This is a genomic window from Ruegeria sp. A3M17, from assembly GCF_003318255.1.
GTDB lineage: Bacteria > Pseudomonadota > Alphaproteobacteria > Rhodobacterales > Rhodobacteraceae > Ruegeria.
In genome coordinates, this window is the sequence record NZ_QOCF01000019.1 from 17,174 (window position 1) to 35,683 (window position 18,510).

Consider the following 18,510-nt stretch of genomic DNA (forward strand, 5'->3'; position numbering starts at 1 on the left):
CCGCACCAGCGTCAATTTTTTAGGCAGCTTTTGCTTCGGGGTCAAAGCGACCATAGAAGCTCTGGCCTTTCTCAGCCATCTCACGCAGCAGCGGCGGGCAGGCGAAGCGTTCGCCATACTGTGCCGTCAACTGGTCGCAACGCTCGGCGGCGTAGGGCGTGCCAATGATATCCAGCCAGCTGAGCGGACCACCCGACCAAGGTGCAAAGCCCCAGCCAAGGATTGCGCCCACGTCGCCTTCGCGGATGTCCTCCAGAACGCCTTCTTCCAGCGCGCGGACCGCTTCCAGAACCTGCGCGAACATCAGTCGTTCCTGCACTTCGATCAGGTCAGGCTGGTCCTCGGCATGCGGGTATTTCTCCTGCAGACCCCTCCAGTACTCGGTGCGCTTGCCCTTTTCGTCATAGTCAAAGAAGCCCGCGTTTGCTTTGCGGCCCAGGCGACCCTCTTCCTCCATCCAGAAGATCAGATCATCGCCAGGGCTTTCCGGATAGGCATCGCCCATCGCAGCTTTGGTGGCGCGAGCAATCTTGGCACCCAGATCAATCGAGGTTTCATCGTTCAGCTGGATTGGCCCAACGGGAAAGCCCAACTGACGCGCGGCGTTGTCAATCAGCACAGGGCTGACGCCCTCGGTGATCATGCGCAAACCTTCGTTGATGTATGGAATGATGCAACGGTTTGCGTAGAAGAAGCGTGCATCGTTGACCACGATCGGCGTCTTGCGGATCTGGCGGACATAGTCCAGCGCCTTGGCCACCGCGCGATCACCGGTTTCTTTGCCCTTGATGATCTCGACCAGGAACATCTTCTCGACCGGCGAGAAGAAGTGGATGCCGATGAACTGATCCGGACGCACGCTCGCCTTGGCTAGATCGCTGATCGGCAGGGTCGAGGTGTTCGAAGCAAAGATGCAATCCTCAGGGATGATCGCCTCGACCTTCTTGGTCATCTCGGCCTTTACGCCGACGTCTTCAAACACCGCTTCGATGATCAGGTCGCAGCCCTTGAGATTGTCCAGATCCGGTGTAGCGGTGATGCGGGCCAGCATGGCCTCTTTCTTCTCAGCGGTGACCTTGCCGCGCTTCATACCCTTGTCCAGGTAGCTCTCGGTGTAGGCCTTGCCTTTATCCGCCGCCTCTTGGTCGCGGTCGATCAGAACCACTTCCATACCGGCCTGAGCCGAGACCAGCGCGATACCGGCACCCATCATGCCCGCGCCCAGAACGCCGATCTTCTTGACCCGCTGATCGGGCACGCCTGCGGGGCGAACAGCACCTTTTTCCAGCGCTTCCTTGTTCAGGAAAAGCGAACGGATCATTGCGCCCGAAGACGGGTTCATCAAAACAGACGTAAACCAGCGCGCTTCGATCTTTAGCGCGGTGTCGAAATCGACCAGCGCGCCTTCGTAAACCGCGCTCAGCAGAGCCTTAGCCGCAGGGAAGGCGCCTTGGGTTTTGCCGTTCACCATCGCCGATGCGCCGACAAAGTTCATGAAACCGGCAGGGTGGTAGGGGGCACCGCCGGGCATCTTGTAGCCCTTGGCATCCCAGGGTTTGACGATATCCGCGTCCTTGGCGTTCAGCACCCATTCCTTGGCTGCGGCCATTGGGTCGGCTGCGATCTCGTCGATATAGCCAGCGCCCTTGGCTTTCTTGACGTCCAGCATCTTGCCTTCCAGCAACAGCGGTGCCGCCGCAATCGCGCCAACCTTGCGGACCATCCGGGTGGTGCCACCAGCGCCGGGGAAGATGCCGACCATGATCTCGGGCAGGCCGTATTTCGCTTTGGGGTTCTCGGCTGCAAAGATGCGATGCGTGGACAGCGGCAGTTCCATACCGATGCCCGCAGCGGTGCCCGGAAGAACGGTGGCAATCGGCTTTCCACCTTTCTTGGTCTTGGGGTCCATGCCCGCCAACTCGATCTTGCGCAGCAGCGCGTGCATATCCATCGTGCCTTCGAACAGACCTTTGGCTGGGTTGTCGCCTGCTCGCTCTTTCATCACGGCCAGCAAATTCAGATCCATGCCGCCAGCGAACGAGCCTTCCTTGCCCGAAGTGATGATGATGCCTTTGACTTCATCATCGGCCAGCGCCTGATCGATCTGATCGCTCAGCTGCGCCAGCCCGTCAAAGGACATCACGTTCATGGTTTTCCCGGGCACGTCCCATGTAACAGTGGCGACGCCGTCTGCGTCTTTGCTCAGAGTGAAATCAGTCATTGTCATCTCCAATCTGGTCAGCCGTCAGCGGGCTGCCATCTTTGCGGGTGAAGGAGAATCCGTTCTCATCATCCTTCACCATCATGTCTAAGTCGCTGTAATACGCGGTTTCTGTCGGGGTCCGCGTGCCCACCACCAGAAAGGTCGCGGGCGCATCGGCTTTGTTCACAAGGTGATGGCCGTTGGCCTCACCTGCTGGCCAAGTGGCGCAATCGCCGGGCTGCATCTCATGCTCGCCATCGTCATCGACCAACACGCAGGTGCCGCTGAGCATGATGGCAAACTCGTCCTGCTCCATGTGGTAGTGGCGCAGTGAGGACAGGCCCTGCGGTTCAAGCCGCACGATGTTGACCCCGTATTGGGACAATCCGCCCGCATCGCCCACACGCTGGACGAAGCGACCCGTGGTCGCCTCAGCCAGTTTGCCGGGATAGGACGAGCCGCCCAGAAACGGGATCTGAGAGAGATCCAGCTTGGGCATCAGACGCGCTCGATGATTGTTGCCGCACCCATGCCGGATGCAATGCAGAGCGTTGCCAGACCGGTTTCCTTGTCCTGCCGCTCCAACTCGTCCAGCAGAGTGCCGATGATCATCGCGCCGGTTGCGCCCAGTGGGTGACCCATAGCGATCGAGCCGCCGTTGACGTTGACCAAACCGGGATCGACATCAAACGCCTGCTGGAACCGCAAAACAACTGAGGCAAAAGCTTCGTTCACTTCGAACAGGTCCAGATCGCTGATTTTCATTCCGTTGTCGGCCAGAATTTTCTCGGTCACCGGAACCGGGCCGGTCAGCATGATGGTCGGATCGGTACCAATCTTGGCGGTCGCCATGATGCGGGCGCGCGGCTTCAGACCATATTTCTCACCAAATTCCTTGTTGCCAATCAGAACCGCGGCAGCACCGTCCACGATGCCCGAGCTGTTGCCCGCGTGGTGGATGTGGTTGATCTTTTCCAGATGCGGGTATTTCAGCATCGCCACCTTATCAAAGCCGGGCATCTGTTCGCCCATCATCTGGAAGGCCGGGTTCAGGCCACCAAGGCTTTGCATGTCAGTGCCGGGGCGCATGTATTCGTCGCGGTCCAGAATGGTCAGGCCGTTCTGATCCTTGATGGTGATAACCGATTTTTCAAAACGGTTGTCTGCCCATGCTTCCGCGGCTCGGCGCTGCGATTCCATCGCCAACGCGTCAGCGTCATCACGGCTAAAGCCATACTCGGTTGCAATAATGTCGGCCGAGATACCCTGCGGCACGAAATAGGTGTCCATCGCCAGCGAGGGGTCAACGGCAATTGCCGCGCCGTCACTGCCCATGGCCACGCGGCCCATCATTTCCACGCCACCTGCGATGTACGCTTGGCCCGCGCCGCCCTTGACCTGGTTTGCCGCCAGGTTCACCGCCTCCATGCCGGACGCACAGAAACGGTTGATCGCCAGACCGGGGATCGACTGGTCCAGGTCCGAGGCCAGAACAGCCGAGCGTGCCAGACAGCCGCCTTGTTCCATCACCTGCGTGACATTGCCCCAGATCACGTCCTCAACGGCGTGGCCCTCCAGATTGTTGCGCTCTTTCATCGCATTCAGGGTCAGGGCGGACAGGCGTACCGAGGTTACCTCGTGCAGGCTGCCATCCTTGCGGCCCTTACCGCGCGGGGTGCGCAGGGCGTCATAAATATAAGCTTCGGTCATGGGGTCTCTCCTTAAGCTCGATCCGACGGTTTGCCGGGCATCAGGTCATAGGGGTGTTTCCAGCCTGGCTGTTCCGACAAGCGGGTCAGCCAGGCGTCGATATGGGGCCAGTCGGCGCGGTCAAAGCCGAATGGTTCAGGGTAATACAGATAGCTGCAGCAGCTGAGATCGGCATTCGTGACGTCATCACCAACAATCCAATCGCGACCTTCAAGATGAGCGTTCAGAACGTCATAAGCCGCTTTGAGGCGACCTTGATTGAAGGCAATAACATCAGGATTTTGATGTTGTTCCGGCAAGAAGTTGATCAGGAAACGGGTCAAGCCAGCCATTGAGCTGAGCTTGTGATTGTCCCACAGCACCCAGCGCAGAATGTCATAGTTCTCATCCCGGTTCTTGCCGCCGAACTTGCCGGAAATCTCGGTCACATAGGCCTGAATGGCGCCCGATTGGCTGGTCCGGAAATCGCCATCGACCAGCACGGGCGCTTCGCCCATTTCATTGACTTCGGCGCGGTATTCGGGAGTACGTGTCACGCCTTTGAAGAAGTCTACAAAAACCGGTTCCCAGTCCAGCCCGGACATTTCCAGGGCCAAGGCAGCCTTGTAGCTGTTTCCGCTTTCTCCGAAGCAATGAAGTTCGATTGTCATGCGATCGCCCCTCCCAAGGCGTACGGTGCGAAGTCGAAACTCGCGTATTTCGAGAAAGACGATCCGCTTGGCAGAGCGCCAAATGGCATTGTCTTGCTGAAAACACGCCCACCAGAGTGAAGCTGGTTGTAGTGTTTAACGCTTGCGGTCATCCAACTCGGAATTGAAGATACGCAGGCGATGGGTCAGGTTGTCCTCGTTGATCACGCTGTTGAAATTCTCGAATAGAAACGACAGCGCCTCTCCTTCGTCCAATCCAGCATCACGCGCGAACGCTTTTAGCTTGCGATACCCGTCTTCGGTCATTGCGACGGGAAAGCGGCGGGTTAGTCGAAAACGCTTTGGCATGTGGTTCCTCCGGTAAGCTGGGTCCGGGCAATATCACCCGGACCCAGACTGAGATCAGAAGTTCGCCGCGCCCAGAGCCATGACCGTGTCCGCGCCCGTCTGGATGCGTGCCAGATGCATGCCTGTAGCAGGCAAGCGGCGCGCCATGTAGAAGCGCCCGGTGTTGATCTTGGTCTCATAGAACTCTTTGTCCGACGCGCCGCCATCCAGCGCATCTTGCGCGGCTTTGGCCATCTGCGCCCACATCAGGCCCAGGCAGACATGTCCGAACATGTGCATGAAGTCATAAGAACCGGACAGAGCATTGTTCGGGTTCTTCATGCCTTCCTGCATGAAGTACATTCCCGCAGACTGCAGATCCTTGGACGCAGCCTTCAGCGGTTCGATGAAGGCCTTGTCATAGGCTTCGTCTTTACCGCCGTTTTCTTTGCAGAATGTCTTGACCATGTCGAAGAACGCCATGACGTGCTTACCGCCGTCTTGCGCCAGCTTACGACCGACCAGATCCAGCGCCTGAACCCCGTTTGCACCTTCGTAGATCATTGCGATACGAGCGTCGCGGGTGTATTGCGACATGCCCCATTCTTCGATGTAGCCATGGCCGCCATAGACCTGCTGTGCCTGAACGGTCATGTCATAGCCCTGATCGGTCAGAAAGCCTTTGATGACCGGCGTGAGCAGCGAAATTAGCCCATCCGCGTCCTTGTCATTTGACCGGTGTGCTTTGTCGATCATAGTCGCCCCCCACAGGATGAACGCGCGCGCGCCCTCGGTAAAGCTTTTCTGATCCATAAGGTTGCGGCGGATATCCGGGTGCACGATCAGCGGATCGGCGGGGCCGTCCGGGTTCTTTACACCAGTCACGTCACGGCCCTGCAGGCGGTCCTTGGCGTATTCTACAGCATTCTGGTAGGCGGCTTCGGCCTGCGACAGACCCTGCATGCCCACACCCAGGCGCGCTTCGTTCATCATGGTGAACATGGCACGCATGCCTTTGTGCTCTTCGCCCAGCAGCCAGCCGGTGGCTTCGTCATAGTTCATGACGCAGGTCGAGTTGCCGTGGATACCCATCTTCTCTTCGATCTTGCCGACCGAGACACCGTTACGCTCGCCCGGCGTACCATCTTCATTGACGATGAACTTGGGCACGATGAACAGGGAGACGCCCTTGATGCCTTCGGGGCCGCCGGGGATCTTGGCCAACACCAGGTGGATGATGTTGTCAGCCATGTCGTGATCGCCGGACGAGATAAATATCTTTTGGCCCGAAATCTTATAGCTGCCGTCGCCCTGCGGTTCCGCCTTGGTGCGCATCAGGCCCAGATCGGTGCCGCAATGCGGTTCCGTCAGGTTCATGGTGCCGGTCCATTCGCAGCTGACCATATTGGGCAGGTATTTGTCTTTCTGTTCGTCGGTTCCGTGCGCCAGGATCGCTGACGCCGCGCCGTGCGTCAGGCCCTGATACATCACGAATGCCTGGTTCGCAGCCGAGAACATCTCACCGACGGCGGTGCCCAGGACGTATGGCATATTCTGGCCGCCGTATTCCTCGGGCATATCCAGACCAGTCCAGCCGCCTTCTTTGACCTGCTCAAACGCGTCTTTGAAGCCCGTGGGCGTATAAACCACACCGTTTTCCAAACGGCATCCTTCGGTGTCACCGACCACGTTCAGCGGGTGCAGAACGTTGGTGGCAACTTTGCCTGCTTCTTCCAGAACAGCGCCGGTGAATTCGGCTTCAAGCTCGCTGTACCCCGGAACGTCGGAGTCCGAGATGTTCAGAACATTGTGCAGAATGAACTGCATATCTTTGGTTGGCGCGTTGTAGACGGGCATGTGAAGCTCCCTTTAATTCATATGTCCGGGTGGTAGGCAGGCGAGGGGGTTACTCGGCAGCCTTTTTGTCTTGTTTAACCGAGGCGATGACTTTCTCGCCCCAGCGCAACTGTTCTTTCAGATCGTCGATCGCCTGGGTCAGTTCCTCACGGCGCGCTTCCATGTCTTCCAGACGCTCGCACGCAATTTCATAGGTGCGCGATATCTGAGTCATCTGTTGGTCGCCGACATGGTAAAGGTCCAGAAGTTGGCGAATTTCTTCCAGGCTGAATCCAAAGCGCTTGCCGCGCAGGATCAGTTTCAGGCGGGCACGATCACTTTTGGTGAACAGCCGTTTCTGACCTTCGCGGATCGGAAACAAAAGCTCTTTGGCCTCGTAAAACCGCAACGTGCGGGGCGTGACATCATATGTCTCGCACATTTCGCGGATGGTCATCAGATCTTCGGTCATGGTTTCAGCACTCTCGTCACTGGCGTCTATGAAAGTCAGTTGCGCAGTCGATGCGCACGTTACAACACGTAGGTGACGTTCACGTAATGTGAACGCAGCGTCACAAAATAAGTTTACGTAACTGCCCCGCGCGTCAAGTCGCGGATTTCTGACTTTTTCAGGTTTAACGTAACGGAATTTGAGGACGCCAATACCCACAGAGCGACCTGGCGCGCCTTAAAACACCCCCGGAGTATGCGTATGTCTTTTCGATTTCTTAGGTGCGCGACGGTGCGCCGCCGGAATCACTTTAGCGATTTGGCCGTCTGATCGCGCATCTCGGTCAGGGCATCAATTGCCTCGTCCAATTGCTGCTTTTGCTGGTTCAATTCGACGATCTGCTTATCGGCGACGTCGACAAAAGCACGCATTTGGATCTCGTTACCCTCATTTTCATAGATCAGCAGCCACTGCCGGATATCTTCCAGTGAAAACCCATATTTGCGGCCGCGCAGGATCAAAGTCATGCGTGCGCATTCCCGCGGACCATAAAATCGCGACCTGCCTTCCCGATCGGGTTGCAGCAATTCGATGTATTCATAGTAGCGCAGGGTACGTGGAGTCACATCGTACTCGGCGCACATCTCTTTGAATGACAAACGGTTGTCGGACATTCCTGATCTCCTCTGGCGCAGCCTATGTTCTGTCAGCGGCAAGCGCAACCGGCGGGCTTGCTCTTTTGGCGGACACGGGCTCATAAAGGGATAAACCAAAAGAACGGATTCAAGTACATGGTCGACAAAGCCGCAATTGCGCGCCAGTTCATCGAGGCGATCCCGCATGCAAGGGCGTTGGGTCTGAAGCTGACCTCAATCGGAAATGGCGAAGCGGGTATTACAATGCCGTACAGCAAAGAACTTGTTGGCGATCCGCGCACCGGGGTGATTCATGGTGGAGCTGTTTTCGCGGCTTTGGATACCTGTTGTGGTGCCGCCGTCATGAGCCATCCGTCGGCTCCCGGCGGTACGGCGACAATTGATCTGAGGATCGACTATATGCGGGCGGCGACACCGGGACAGACGATAACGACCCAGGCGACATGCTACCATATCACACGGAACGTCGCCTTTGTGCGCGCGACGGCGATGGATGAAGACGAAGGTCTTCCCGTGGCCACAGCGGCAGGGTCATTCACGGTGGAGGGTCTGTAATGGCGCGTACTCGCCCCGAACCCGTCCAGGTCGTAAAACAACGCCGGGATGCGGCGTTGAACGCGATTGTCGATGGTGTGCCTTACATCCGGTTCCTCGACATCGGCTTTGATCGCCGCGGTGATGAACTGACTAGCGTGTTGAACTTCGACCAGAAACTGATCGGCAACCCGTTACTGCCCGCATTGCACGGCGGCGTCACGGCGGCGTTTCTAGAAGTCACGGCCGTTATCACGCTGAGTTGGGAGTTCTTGCTGCCCAAGATCGAAAGCGGGGAACTGAATGCCAGTGATATCGCTGACTATGAAAAGGTACGTTTTCCGAAAACTGTAGATTTCACCGTCGACTATCTGCGGTCAGGCCTGCCGCGTGATGCCTATGCGCGCGCGTTCATCAGTCGGGCCGGGCGTCGCTATGCCTCTGTCCGGGTCGAGGCCTGGCAGGACAATCACGCGAAGCTCTTTGCACAGGCTTCGGGGCATTTCCTGATGCCACAGCCCAACGTAGACGGAAAATAATGCGCCATGCAGGACGCTTCGGCACCCATTACGCATAAGCGGGTGCTCAGGATTGCAGCACCGATCGTATTGTCCAATGCAACGGTCCCAATTCTGGGGGCGGTGGATACCGGTGTTGTAGGGCAGTTGGGGCAGGCAGCCCCGATAGGCGCTGTCGGCATGGGAGCCGTTATTCTAGCCACCATCTACTGGGTGTTCGGGTTCCTGCGTATGGGAACAACCGGTCTTGCCGCTCAGGCGCGCGGCGCAGGGGACACGGCAGAAACCGGTGCCTTGCTGATGCGCGGGCTATTGTTGGGCGGCGCGGCGGGCCTGTTCTTTATCCTGACGCAAGTCTGGTTGTTTTGGGGGGCGTTCGCCCTGTCGCCAGCCAGTCCAGAGGTCGAGTCGCTGACCCGCGCCTATCTGGAGATCCGTATCTGGGGTGCCCCGGCTACGATTGCGCTTTATGCCGTGACAGGTTGGCTGATCGCGGTCGAGCGCACCAAGGGTGTGTTCGTTTTGCAGATCTGGATGAACGGCCTGAACATCGTTCTGGATCTCTGGTTTGTTCTTGGTCTTGGCTGGGGTGTCGAAGGTGTCGCCATCGCGACGCTGATCGCCGAATGGACCGGATTGGCGCTTGGTCTCTGGTTGTGCCACGACGCTTTCGCTGGAAATCAGTGGCGCGACTGGCCCAGGATTTTCGACCCTGCGCGTTTGCGCCGAATGATGCAGGTGAACGGCGACATCATGGTGCGTTCGGTGCTTTTGACCGGTGCGTTTACCACTTTTTTGTTTGTTGGTTCAGATCTGGGGGACGTCAATCTGGCGGCAAATCAGGTGCTGCTGCAATTTCTTGAGATCACGGCCTTTGCCTTGGACGGATTCGCCTTCTCAGCCGAGGCGCTGGTGGGCAGTGCGGTCGGTGCACGTGATCGCGCCCAGGTACGGCGCGCGTCGATCATGGCGTCGCAATGGGGCGTCGGAGGTGCGTTTGCCCTGGGTCTTGTGTTTTTTCTGACCGGACCATCCCTGATTGATCTGATGTCAACCTCACCCGAAGTGCGGATTGCAGCGCGCGAGTTCCTGCTCTGGGCGGCCCTTGCGCCGGTGATCGGCGTGGCCAGCTGGATGTTCGACGGCATCTATATCGGGGCGACCTGGACCCGCGCCATGCGGCAGGCGATGATCCAGTCCGTCGCGATCTATGTGGTGGCCCTGTTCCTGTTGGTGCCGACGTTCGGTAACCATGGGCTTTGGGCCGCGCTGATGGTCCTGAACATCGTGCGCGGGGTCACGTTGGGATGGCGTTACCCTAAGCTGGAAGCGCAGATCGCTTAAAGCAGCGACAGCAGGTTTTCGGGCGGACGACCAATCGCGGCCTTGTCGCCGGCAATGGCCAGAGGACGCTCGATCAGGATGGGGTTTTCCGCCATAGCCTGGATCAGGTCATCATCGGGCGTTGTTTTTGACAGGCCCAGTTCCTTGAACCGCTTTTCGCCTGTCCGCATCATCTCGATGGCCGGAATTCCCAATTGGGACAACACCGCGCGCAGCTCATCAGACGACGGCGCATCCTCCAGATATTTGCGAATCTCGACAGCCGCGCCTTTTTCCTCCAGCAATGCCAGACCGGCGCGGGATTTTGAACAGCGCGGGTTATGCCAATATTCAATCACAGCCAGTCCTCTCTTTTGCTGCCAACGGCCTGTGCGACGGATGTGAACCCGTCTTGCGCCAGTAGGTCATCCAGACCTTCGGCTATTTCTGCGGCCAGTGAAATGCCGCCATAGACCATGGCCGTATAGAACTGCACAGCCGATGCCCCGGCGCAAATCTTGGCGTAAGCCTGCTTTGCCGTCCCGATCCCGCCAACGCCAATCAACGGGATTTTCCCGTCGGTCAATTGGCTGAGACGTGCCAGAACGCGGGTCGATTTCTGGAACAAAGGTGCGCCGGACAGGCCGCCTGCTTCACCCTTATGTGCACTGCGCAGACCATCGCGTGATAGGGTGGTGTTGGTGGCAATCACCGCATCCACGCCGGTTTCTCGGGCCACATCGGCGATGTCTTGCAATTCGCCTTCGGTCAAATCCGGAGCAATCTTCAGGAAGATTGGCAAGGGGCGGGGCAGTGCGTTGCGCGTCTCAATCACGCCGCTTAGCAAAGCACTCAGGGCTGCCTTGCCCTGAAGATCACGCAGCTTTTCCGTATTCGGGGATGAGACGTTGACCGTGGCAAAATCCAGATGCGCGGCGCAATGGGCCAGGACTTTGGCGAAATCGCCGGGGCGGTCATCGCTGTCCTTGTTCGCGCCAAGGTTCAGACCAATCACGGCGTCCTTCGGACGGTTGGTGAGACGGCGGGCCATGACCTCCATGCCTTCGTTGTTGAACCCGAACCGGTTGATGGCGGCCATGTCCTGGGTCAGGCGGAACAGACGTGGTTTCGGGTTGCCGGGCTGCGGGCGCGGGGTCACGGCACCGACCTCGATAAACCCGAACCCCGCGCGGGACAGAGGCGCAAGAACCTCACCATTCTTGTCGAATCCTGCGGCCAGACCAACGGGATTCGGCAGGTCCAATCCCGCCACTTCGGTGCGCAATCGAGTGGACGTCACCGGACCCGGCGCAGGGCCCAATCCGGCCTTTAGCGCCTTGATCGATAATCCGTGGGCTGCCTCAGGATCCAAGCGGTGCAGGGCTGCTAGCCCCAGTTTTTCAGTCAGTTTCATCCGAATGCCTCTCCGCCACAGGTAGGGGCGCATCGTATTAGGCGCGAGGTTTCGACGGCGGCTTGGCGGTGCACCACAGCCTTTTGGTAAACCGGGTCCGTCACCATTTCCAGAAACGCATTCGCAGTGGGATAGCGGACGATGAACACTGCGTCCCAGTCTTCGTCCTGCGGGCCGATCAGTGTCGTCTGAAACACGCCGCGCCACAGGATTGAAGCGCCAAGGCGCGCTATGATCGGCGCGGTTTCCGAGCCGTACTTGCCGTAAGCCTGCGCGCCGGTCAGCCCGACATCCGCGAGACTGTGCCCCGCAGGATACTCAGCAGCGTCGCGGAACTTCACCAAGTTCAGCATCTCGATCGGGTGGTCCCGATCAAGGTCTTTGAAGGCCTCAAACTGGGCGCGGTCTGGATCGACAAAATTGGTCATTCCATATCCTTGGGAAACTGGTGAGCGATTCCATCAAAGGGCAGGGCGCGCGACCAGACAACATCGGTCATTTTGATCTGCCGATAAAGATGCGGGAAAAGCGCGCCACCGCGTGAAACCTCCCATTTGAGGTCGTCGCCCATCGCATTAGCGTCACATGCCAGCAGGGTCAGCCCTTCGACACCGGCAAAGTGTTTGGCAGCTGTTTCTGCGGCCTGCTTGGCGGTCGAGAAATGAACATATCCGTCAGAGACATCAATCGGTGCCCCGTCTGATGCGCCTTGCGCCTGTAACGTGGCCCATTCATCGGCCCGAAAAATTTTGTAAATCAGCATGCGGTCGTGATGCACCGGGCCACGGGTAGAATCAAGCCGGATTTCCCCCTTTGACTCTCGGCGTTTCGCGTCGCAACATCTCCGCAATTAACAATAGGGAGTTAAACTATGCTCACCCGTCTTTTGACATCTGCCGCCGCGCTCAGCCTGACCGCAGGCATGGCATTTGCCGAGTACAAACTGACGATTCTGCACACCAACGATTTCCACTCGCGTTTTGAGCCGATCAACAAATACGACAGCGGTTGCGGTGATGAAGACAGCGCCGAAGGCAAGTGTTTCGGTGGGTCTGCGCGTCTGGTCACGGCGGTAACTGATGCACGCGCACGTGCTGAGAACTCGATCCTGGTTGATGGTGGCGACCAGTTCCAGGGATCGCTGTTCTATACCTATTACAAGGGCAAAGTCGCGGCTGAGTTCATGAACAAACTGGGCTACAACGCGATGACGGTGGGTAACCACGAATTCGACGACGGCCCCGAGGTTCTGCGCGGCTTTATCGACTCGGTCGATTTCCCGGTTCTAATGTCCAATGCGGATATTGCGGACGAAGAGTTGCTGACCGACAAGATCAAGAAATCGACCGTGATCGAAGTTGGCGGCGAAAAGATCGGCCTGATCGGCCTGACACCTATCGACACTGATGAGCTTGCCTCGCCCGGTCCGAATATCTCGTTCTCGGACCCGGTGCCTGCGGTTCAGGCCGAAGTCGACAAGTTGACAGGTGAAGGCGTCAACAAGATCATAGTTCTCAGCCACTCGGGCTATGGTGTGGATCAGCGCGTCGCGCAGGAAACCACCGGAGTTGACGTGATCGTAGGTGGCCACTCGAACACCTATCTGTCGAACACGTCGGACAAGGCCGCAGGTCCGTATCCGACCGTGGTAAACGGTGTGCAGATTGTTCAGGCCTATGCCTACGGTAAATTTCTGGGCGAGCTGAATGTGACCTTTGACGATGACGGCAACGTGGTCGAGGCCGCTGGCGAGCCGCTGATCATGGACAACACAGTCACCGAGGATCAGGCCGCTCTGGATCGTATTGCCGAGCTAGCCGTGCCGTTGGATGAAATCCGCAACAAGGTGGTTGCAAACTCTGCCGATGCTATCGAAGGCGACCGTGCTATTTGCCGTGTTCAGGAATGCCAGATGGGCAACCTTGTGGCCGACGCAATGTTGGCAAGAGTTGCTGATCAGGGCGTCAAGATCGCGATTGCCAACTCGGGCGGTCTGCGGGCTTCGATTGATCCGGGCGACGTGACCATGGGCGAAGTACTGACCGTGCTGCCGTTCCAGAACACGCTCTCGACCTTTGAGATCAGTGGCCAGGGCGTCATCGATGCGCTGGAAAACGGCGTCAGCCAGGTGGAAGAGGTCAAAGGCCGCTTTCCGCAGGTTGCAGGTCTGACCTTCACTTGGGACCCGGCCGTTACGCCGAACGAAGGGCGTATCGCTGAGGTCATGGTTGCCGACGGAGACGGGTTTGTTCCCATCGATCCGGCCGCGACTTATCTTGTGGTCACCAACAACTACGTCCGCAATGGCGGTGACGGCTATAAGATGTTCGAGGGCGACGACAAGAACGCCTATGACTTTGGACCCGATCTTGCTGATGTAACGGCGGAATACCTGGCCGAAAACGCGCCTTACACGCCCTATCTGGATGGGCGGATCAAGCAGAAGTAATCTTGCTTCGACAAACACCCCAAAAGGCCGCGTTTGACGCGGCCTTTTTTCATGCCCAAACTCGGCTTGCCAACGGCGGACAGGCTGGGCCATCTTGCGGACAGGTGACATAAAACCCGGAGCTAAGGCGCATGTGTGGACGGTTTGCTGTAACGCTTCCCAACGATGCGATGGCGCAGCTTTTTGCGGCGCGTCCAGCCAATACATTGCCCGCAGTGCCGAATTTCAATGTGTGCCCCACCAATCAGGTGCATGTGGTGCGCGCGGGGCAAACCGGGCGCACGCTTGATCCGCTGCGCTGGGGGTTTTTGCCCCATTGGTACAAGGCGGAAAACGCAGGACCTCTGTTGATCAACGCGCGGGCGGAAACGCTTGCCGAAAAACCCGCCTTTCGCGCCGCGTGCCGCGAACGCCGTTGCCTGATCGCCGCGACGGGGTTCTATGAATGGACCAAGACGGAACAAGGCGACCGGTTGCCGTGGTACATTTTCCGTCAGGACAACGCACCGATTGCCTTTGCCGGTGTTTGGCAGGATTGGGGGCCTGAAGATGCGCGGCAGGGCACCTGCGCCATCGTCACGACGAAGGCCAATCGCCACCTCAGCGCGATCCATCATCGCATGCCTTTGATTCTGGAACCCGATGACTGGCCGCTGTGGCTGGGGGAGGCCGGAAAAGGGGCCGCGCGTCTGATGCAGCCAGGGGACGAAGATGTCCTCGGCTATCGACGCGTCAGCCCGACCGTGAATTCGAACCGCGCAAGCGGGCCGGAATTGATTGAACCGATCGAAACTTAGCCCTGCCTTTTCATTCACGGCTTTGCGGGATAGACCTCTGACATGGTTCTGAAATTCGACAGTTTGCCCGATCTATATGCGCATGAATTCGACACGGTGATCGACGTGCGCAGCCCGGCGGAATTTGACGAAGACCACCTTCCCGGCGCCATCAGCCTGCCTGTTCTCGACAACGAAGAACGCGCCCGTGTCGGCACAATCTATGTTCAGGAAAGCCCCTTTCTGGCGCGCAAACTGGGGGCCGCGCTGGTGTTTCGGAATGCGGCCAATCACATCGAGAACAGCCTGTCCCATCATGAAGGAGCATGGCGACCTCTGGTGTATTGCTGGCGCGGTGGGCAAAGATCGGGTTCGTTCACATGGATGCTACAACAGATCGGCTGGCGGGCCGAAGTGGTCGAGGGTGGCTATCGCAGCTATCGCCGCTTGGTGAAACGGTATCTCTATGATGACCCGCTGCCGCATCACCTGATTGCGCTGGACGGATATACCGGCACGGCGAAGACCGAACTATTAGTGCATCTTGCGACTCGCGGCGTTCAGGTTGTGGACCTGGAGGGGTTGGCCAACCACCGTGGGTCCTTGCTGGGTGAGATGCCCGGCGGCCAACCCAGTCAAAAAGCGTTCGAGTCCGCCCTGTCGGCTGCGCTATGCCGTCTGGACCTGTCGCGCCCCGCGGTGGTCGAGGCGGAGTCGTCAAAAATCGGGACTCTGATCCTGCCGCCGACGCTTTGGGCGGCCTTGCGCCAAGCCCCACGCATTCAGATCACAGCGTCCATTCAGGCGCGTTCGAACTATCTGGTGTCCGCCTATGATGACGTTTTGTCGGATCATGATCGCCTGCGCGATTGCCTTTCGCCGCTGCGGATTCACCGCGGGCATGACGTGGTGGACGGTTGGCTGGACCTGATTGACGCTGGCGACAAACGCGCACTGACTCAGGCGTTGATCGAGCAGCACTATGATCCTGCATATGCCAAGTCTGCCCGAGTGCGCAGTTCAGACGTTATCGCGAATATCCATGCGTCGGCGCTGGATCATGCTGGCTTGTCTGCAACAGCAGCGCAGATCGAAGCCATCCTGGGTCAGGTTTGAATCCGAAGCCCGGGTCCATCGGTCATGTGCCCAATGATTACGGCAGGATACCCCACTTCGCGCAAAGCTTCGCAGATTATCTGTCCTTGATCTGCTGGTGCCGCGGCCAGTAAGCCTCCGGCAGTCTGAGGATCATACAGCAGGTCGACTTTGCCGCCCGTCGGTAATTCGGGCGTAATCGCTCGATTGTCTTCGAATAAGGTTGACCGGATGCCCTGCGCGGCCAGTTCCCGCGCACCATCCATTAACGGAACTGCCTCCAGATCCAGGGTGGCACCGCAACCCGAGGCCTCGGTCATGCCCAACAGGTGCCCAGCCAGACCAAATCCCGTTACATCGGTCATCGCATGTGCATCTGCCAGTATTTCCGAAGCCCTGCCTTGTGGTTGCACCATATGCGCAAGGGCCGCCGCAACCCATTCGCCCTTTGCTGCGCCCGCCATCTCTGCCGCCATCAGAACGCCGCTGCCCAATGATTTGGTCAGGATCAAAGCATCACCGGGTTTGGCGCCGGATAGTGTGATCGGGTCGGCGTCGCACAGGCCCGTCAGGGTGAACCCTATCGTCATCTCGTCACCCATCGAGCTGTGGCCGCCGACAATCTCGGCCCCGGCGTCACGGATGACGTCGCTGGCCGTGGCCATGATCTCGGCCATGGTGCGATGCTGAAGGGTTGGCGACATGCGGGGTAGGATGATCGTCGCTGTGGCGGCCTGCGGTTTGGCCCCCATGGCCCAGATATCCCCGAGCGCGTGAACCGCTGCAATGCGCGTCATCAAGGCGGGATCGTCCACGAAGCTGCGCAGATGGTCCGAGGTCATGACCTGACGGGTACCCCCGGTCTGCAACAGGGCGGCATCATCGCCGGGCAGTGGTTTCACGTCCGCACGAACAGGGGCGGGCAGATCGGCAAGCGCGGATTGCAACGCGCCTCGCCCAACCTTGGCACCGCAGCCCCCGCACATGGGTTTGTCGCCCAAGGCCTCGGTCAAACCGGCCGCGTGATGGCGGGGCAAGGACGGACGCTTCATCTGCGGCAGGTTGCGAAACTTGTCCATAAAACTCTGGTCGATGTGGTTTTTCCATTTCCACATCAACGGCCCGCTGAACGAGGTCCCCAGCCGTTCTCCCAGTGCAGACTTGCCGCCTAATGAAATCAGCTTGAGGTAATCTTTTTGTGGCTCATACCGCCGCATGGCATCTGACCCTAAGGCGGCCCTTAGGTTTTGGAATAGTATGGGGGCTTCGCGCACCGCGTAAACTCCAGCTTTGGGGCGGGGGTTTTCAGTCAGATGTGCGCAGTCACCCGCCGCAAAAATGGCAGGGTCGCTGGATTGCAACTGCGCGTCGACGCGGATGAAGCCGTCCTGAAGATCCAGCTCTGTATGCGCGATCCAGTCATACGGTTTTGCACCGGCTGCACCGGTCACAAAGCTGGCCGGGATTTGGCGGCCATCCCGCAACGCGACATGATCCTGAGCGATGTGCGAAACAGATGCCTGTTCGATCACTTCGATGCCCAGATCAGCCATCGCTTTGCGAATGGTCTGCTCGGACTTCGGATGGGTCGCCGTCAAGGCATGTGCGTTGTCAATCAGGGTCAGGTGCGCGGTGCGCCCCTTGGTGCGCAAGGCAAAGGCCATAGCCATGATAAGCTCGGCCCCGGCCACCCCGCCGCCGATCACCGCGGCCGTGGCGTCATCTGATCCTTCCAGGTATTCTGCCCATCTGGCAGCAAACGGACCCAGCGGTTTGGCCGGAACGGCATGTTGGTCAAAGCCGGGCAGGGCGGGCATGTCCGATGTAATTCCGACATTGACCGATGCTATATCAAACGCCACCGGGGGACGGTCTGGCACATGAACCTCGTGCCGGTCTGGGTCGATGCCGGAAACCGCGCCCAGAATGATCCGCGCGCCGGCAAAGCGGGCCAGTTTGACCAGATCTATGTTCAAGTCCTGACGTGCGTAGTGCCCGGCGACAAAGCCCGGTAGCATTCCCGAATATGGCGCGGTGGGGCCGGGGTTGATTACCGTCACTCGCGCGCCGGGCAGGGGGTTCATGCCCCACTTGCGCAGCAACAATGCATGAGTGTGACCGCCGCCGATTAGAACCAGATCGCGGGTTAGGGGCAGCGGTGGGTGGTGCATCAAACTCAGGACTTGCTGTGATCAGGGACGTCTTCGACTTGCTCAACCGCGTGCGTGGCCCAAAGTTCGTCCTCGCCCGCATCTGGCAGATCGCTGGGCTTTTCATGACGGTGAATGTGCCATTTGGCAATGAACAGGGCTGTGATCGGCGCGGTCAGGAACAGGAACAATGTGATCAGAAGCTCGTGCAGCGACAGGTGCTGTTCGATCAGAACCGAGTGGCAGATCGATGCCAGCAACACGCCACCCACGCCCAGGGTCGTCGCCTTGGTGGGGGCGTGCAGGCGGGACATCGGGTCTTTCAGCTTGATCATGCCGTAGGACCCGACAAAGCCGAAGATGCCTGAGATGACCAGGAAGAAGGCGATCAATATTTCGAAGATGAAACCCATTCCGC

Annotated in this window: 20 protein-coding genes; 6 read left to right on the forward strand and 14 right to left on the reverse strand. The window is 58.6% G+C overall.

Annotation, left to right across the window (positions count from 1 at the left end; translation table 11 throughout):
• Positions 1 to 19: 19 nt before the first annotated feature.
• The 8 genes from DS906_RS11330 to DS906_RS11365 all read right to left on the reverse strand — a co-directional run bounded on the left by DS906_RS11330 (position 20) and on the right by DS906_RS11365 (position 7,851).
• Entirely contained in the window at positions 20 to 2,221 is a 2,202-nt protein-coding gene (locus DS906_RS11330; protein WP_113790283.1) for a 3-hydroxyacyl-CoA dehydrogenase NAD-binding domain-containing protein, read from the reverse strand.
• Positions 2,214 to 2,702 carry a cupin domain-containing protein gene (locus DS906_RS11335; RefSeq protein WP_113790284.1) on the reverse strand — a complete coding sequence of 163 codons (489 nt, stop codon included), beginning with the start codon at positions 2,700 to 2,702 and terminating at the stop codon, positions 2,214 to 2,216. The genes DS906_RS11330 and DS906_RS11335 overlap by 8 nt, the downstream gene beginning before the upstream one ends.
• Positions 2,702 to 3,913: an acetyl-CoA C-acetyltransferase gene (locus tag DS906_RS11340; protein ID WP_113790285.1), complete on the reverse strand. Its 1,212-nt coding sequence runs from the start codon at positions 3,911 to 3,913 to the stop codon at positions 2,702 to 2,704. The genes DS906_RS11335 and DS906_RS11340 overlap by 1 nt, the downstream gene beginning before the upstream one ends.
• Positions 3,914 to 3,924: 11 nt before the next feature.
• Positions 3,925 to 4,563, reverse strand: a complete 639-nt coding sequence (locus tag DS906_RS11345) for a glutathione S-transferase family protein (protein WP_113790286.1) — start codon at positions 4,561 to 4,563, stop codon at positions 3,925 to 3,927.
• Between the two features lie 135 nt (positions 4,564 to 4,698).
• Positions 4,699 to 4,911, reverse strand: coding sequence for a hypothetical protein (locus tag DS906_RS11350; protein ID WP_058274212.1), 213 nt, complete (start codon positions 4,909 to 4,911; stop codon positions 4,699 to 4,701).
• A gap of 54 nt (positions 4,912 to 4,965) precedes the next feature.
• On the reverse strand, positions 4,966 to 6,747 hold the full coding sequence (locus tag DS906_RS11355; RefSeq protein ID WP_113790287.1) for an acyl-CoA dehydrogenase C-terminal domain-containing protein: 1,782 nt from the start codon (positions 6,745 to 6,747) through the stop codon (positions 4,966 to 4,968).
• A gap of 49 nt (positions 6,748 to 6,796) precedes the next feature.
• On the reverse strand, positions 6,797 to 7,198 hold the full coding sequence (locus DS906_RS11360) for a MerR family DNA-binding transcriptional regulator (RefSeq protein WP_058274210.1): 402 nt from the start codon (positions 7,196 to 7,198) through the stop codon (positions 6,797 to 6,799).
• Between the two features lie 284 nt (positions 7,199 to 7,482).
• Complete coding sequence (locus DS906_RS11365; protein ID WP_113790288.1) at positions 7,483 to 7,851, reverse strand: MerR family DNA-binding transcriptional regulator; 369 nt, start codon at positions 7,849 to 7,851, stop codon at positions 7,483 to 7,485.
• 117 nt (positions 7,852 to 7,968) lie between these two features.
• Here DS906_RS11365 and DS906_RS11370 point away from each other — a divergent pair, with 117 nt between their 5' ends.
• Genes DS906_RS11370 through DS906_RS11380 form a run of 3 tightly spaced genes read left to right on the forward strand, consistent with a single transcriptional unit; the run spans position 7,969 to position 10,229 of the window.
• On the forward strand, positions 7,969 to 8,388 hold the full coding sequence (locus DS906_RS11370) for a PaaI family thioesterase (RefSeq protein WP_113790396.1): 420 nt from the start codon (positions 7,969 to 7,971) through the stop codon (positions 8,386 to 8,388).
• Positions 8,388 to 8,906 (forward strand): PaaI family thioesterase, encoded by a 519-nt coding sequence (locus DS906_RS11375; protein WP_113790289.1) that lies wholly within the window; start codon positions 8,388 to 8,390, stop codon positions 8,904 to 8,906. The genes DS906_RS11370 and DS906_RS11375 overlap by 1 nt, the downstream gene beginning before the upstream one ends.
• Before the next feature lie 6 nt (positions 8,907 to 8,912).
• Positions 8,913 to 10,229, forward strand: coding sequence for an MATE family efflux transporter (locus DS906_RS11380; RefSeq protein WP_113790290.1), 1,317 nt, complete (start codon positions 8,913 to 8,915; stop codon positions 10,227 to 10,229).
• Here DS906_RS11380 and arsC read toward each other — a convergent pair.
• From arsC to DS906_RS11400, 4 genes are read right to left on the reverse strand one after another with little or no spacing between them, the layout of a single operon-like run.
• Positions 10,226 to 10,567: an arsenate reductase (glutaredoxin) gene (gene arsC, locus DS906_RS11385; RefSeq protein WP_113790291.1), complete on the reverse strand. Its 342-nt coding sequence runs from the start codon at positions 10,565 to 10,567 to the stop codon at positions 10,226 to 10,228. The two genes, DS906_RS11380 and arsC, sit on opposite strands and share 4 nt — an antisense overlap.
• A complete protein-coding gene (locus tag DS906_RS11390; RefSeq protein ID WP_113790292.1) occupies positions 10,564 to 11,622 on the reverse strand; it encodes a quinone-dependent dihydroorotate dehydrogenase in 1,059 nt (352 codons plus the stop codon). Before DS906_RS11390 ends, arsC begins: the two co-directional genes overlap by 4 nt.
• Complete coding sequence (locus DS906_RS11395; protein ID WP_113790293.1) at positions 11,619 to 12,050, reverse strand: DUF1330 domain-containing protein; 432 nt, start codon at positions 12,048 to 12,050, stop codon at positions 11,619 to 11,621. The genes DS906_RS11390 and DS906_RS11395 overlap by 4 nt, the downstream gene beginning before the upstream one ends.
• Entirely contained in the window at positions 12,047 to 12,385 is a 339-nt protein-coding gene (locus DS906_RS11400) for a DUF952 domain-containing protein (protein ID WP_113790294.1), read from the reverse strand. Before DS906_RS11400 ends, DS906_RS11395 begins: the two co-directional genes overlap by 4 nt.
• Positions 12,386 to 12,493: 108 nt before the next feature.
• Here DS906_RS11400 and DS906_RS11405 point away from each other — a divergent pair, with 108 nt between their 5' ends.
• The 3 genes from DS906_RS11405 (at position 12,494) to mnmH (ending at position 15,963) form a co-directional block, all read left to right on the forward strand.
• Positions 12,494 to 14,071 (forward strand): bifunctional UDP-sugar hydrolase/5'-nucleotidase, encoded by a 1,578-nt coding sequence (locus DS906_RS11405; RefSeq protein WP_113790295.1) that lies wholly within the window; start codon positions 12,494 to 12,496, stop codon positions 14,069 to 14,071.
• A gap of 131 nt (positions 14,072 to 14,202) precedes the next feature.
• Positions 14,203 to 14,868: an SOS response-associated peptidase gene (locus tag DS906_RS11410; protein ID WP_113790296.1), complete on the forward strand. Its 666-nt coding sequence runs from the start codon at positions 14,203 to 14,205 to the stop codon at positions 14,866 to 14,868.
• A 42-nt stretch (positions 14,869 to 14,910) separates the two neighbouring features.
• Complete coding sequence (gene mnmH, locus DS906_RS11415; RefSeq protein ID WP_113790297.1) at positions 14,911 to 15,963, forward strand: tRNA 2-selenouridine(34) synthase MnmH; 1,053 nt, start codon at positions 14,911 to 14,913, stop codon at positions 15,961 to 15,963.
• Here the strand turns inward: mnmH and selD are convergent.
• Both selD and DS906_RS11425 read right to left on the reverse strand, forming a co-directional pair.
• Positions 15,954 to 18,113, reverse strand: a complete 2,160-nt coding sequence (selD, locus tag DS906_RS11420) for a selenide, water dikinase SelD (protein ID WP_113790298.1) — start codon at positions 18,111 to 18,113, stop codon at positions 15,954 to 15,956. The two genes, mnmH and selD, sit on opposite strands and share 10 nt — an antisense overlap.
• 5 nt (positions 18,114 to 18,118) lie before the next feature.
• A complete protein-coding gene (locus tag DS906_RS11425; RefSeq protein WP_113790299.1) occupies positions 18,119 to 18,505 on the reverse strand; it encodes a Na+/H+ antiporter subunit G in 387 nt (128 codons plus the stop codon).
• Positions 18,506 to 18,510: the final 5 nt, after the last annotated feature.